Origin of the sequence: Moorena sp. SIO3E8 (assembly GCF_010692445.1) — a bacterium.
GTDB lineage: Bacteria > Cyanobacteriota > Cyanobacteriia > Cyanobacteriales > Coleofasciculaceae > Moorena > Moorena bouillonii.
On sequence record NZ_JAAHHM010000344.1, the window covers coordinates 1 to 1,570 of the forward strand.

At 42.6% G+C, this 1,570-nt stretch carries 3 protein-coding genes; 2 read left to right on the top strand and 1 reads right to left on the bottom strand.

The window, feature by feature from the left end; all coding sequences use genetic code 11:
• Positions 1-658: hypothetical protein (locus F6K46_RS39660; RefSeq protein ID WP_293118182.1), on the top strand; the 658-nt coding region annotated here is incomplete at its 5' end.
• Between the two features lie 26 nt (positions 659-684).
• Complete coding sequence (locus tag F6K46_RS39665) at positions 685-1,161, top strand: DUF11 domain-containing protein (RefSeq protein ID WP_293118185.1); 477 nt, start codon at positions 685-687, stop codon at positions 1,159-1,161.
• Positions 1,162-1,182: 21 nt separating this feature from the next.
• Here the strand turns inward: F6K46_RS39665 and F6K46_RS39670 are convergent.
• On the bottom strand, positions 1,183-1,570 hold a 388-nt coding region (locus F6K46_RS39670; protein ID WP_293118188.1), incomplete at its 5' end, for an aminotransferase class III-fold pyridoxal phosphate-dependent enzyme.

A 1,570-nucleotide genomic window follows, 5' to 3' on the forward strand; every position in this document is an offset into this window, starting at 1 on the left:
TCACAGAAAATCTGCTCAAACTGCCGACGGCAGATTTGAAAATGACTATATGAAGATGATGGAATTTTTTAATTCTTCCGCAGAATTGGCGGAGCATCCAGCACCCATGCCGGAACACATTATATGGCCAACTCCAACCGAGGGGTATAGAGGGGAAGTCATTGAGGCAAGAACAGGCATAAAAAATACGGTGGACATCTATTTTGATACCAAGCCCACTCCCATTAAAACTTCAACCACCATGGTAGGATTTATGGTAGGGGTCATGAAGGATAGAGTCTATAAGAATTGTAATCGCCTGGTCGTCTACAATAAAGTCAATATCGGAGGTGAAGATTCCAGGGACAATATTCAGGCTGAGTTGCGAATCATGCTTCCCAGCGGTATCACCTTTGACGCACGTGAGTACAAACCCTTGATGGTAGGAGGTGATGTGGGAACCGATGTCAATGCGAAAATGCAGGAATACAATATGCAATTGCAAATCCTGGAGATGGATAAAGAAAACTTTAAAAACCGAAGAAAGCTTTGCAGGGATCAGGTCTGCAGGGATGAAATGAATAGAGAAATAGCACGTATTGATGAACGCATCGAACGGCTCACTTGTGAGACCGCAAGGGCCATGGGCTGGGAACATCTTGCCGACAATTGTGATTGATTCATACAAACCCAAAAGTACGCCCGATGAAAACTACAGTGGTCCTTTTTTTGATTTTGCTTTTTTCAATAACCTCCCAAGCCCAAGACCTTGAGTTGGATGTGTACGTAATTCCAACCTCTGTCATTGGAGATCCCATTCTTTTCAATGTCAATGTAAAAAACAAAGGGGAAGAAGTGGTTCAAGGCGTTGAAGTGCAAATTGAATTGAAATCTGGTTTGGAATTTTCAAGCGTTTCACCAAAAGATTCCGACTACAATCCCGACACCGGTATCTGGAAAATTGGTGAGGTAGTTCCAAATAAGGGTAAAATTCTCGGTGTTATTGCCAAATATGCCAAAAAAGATGACGCCATTTTAATCGCAGAAATTTCTGCCAGTGGTTCAAAAGATCCCGATAGTACTCCTGGCAATGGTGTCGATACCAATGGAAATGGAATTCTCATCAACGACAAAGGAGATGAAGATGATGGAGATGCCGCACAGAATGGCCCATACAATTAAAGCCAAATATTAGGTACACAATTATTTTCCATAGTATTCGGAAAGTACTTCATCAATTGCCATAACCACACTTTGGGCATTGTCTTTTGTGAAACACAATGGAGGTTTGCTCTTGATAACATTGTCAAATATCCCATCAGTACTGATAAGAATATGACGGTCTCTCAAGGCATTCTTAATATGTTGCGCCAACGCCGTATTCGGATGTGTAGTTCCTTCTTTTACAATTTCAACCCCAATGAACAATCCAGACCCTCGCACATCACCGATACAGGGATATTTGGACATAAGTTTTTTTAGAAGGGATTGGTAGTGATCCCCGACAATTTGTGCATTCTCCTGAAGCCCTTCCTCTTCAATCACATCCAGGACTGCGCTGGCTATGGCACATGAGACCGGATTGCCCCCG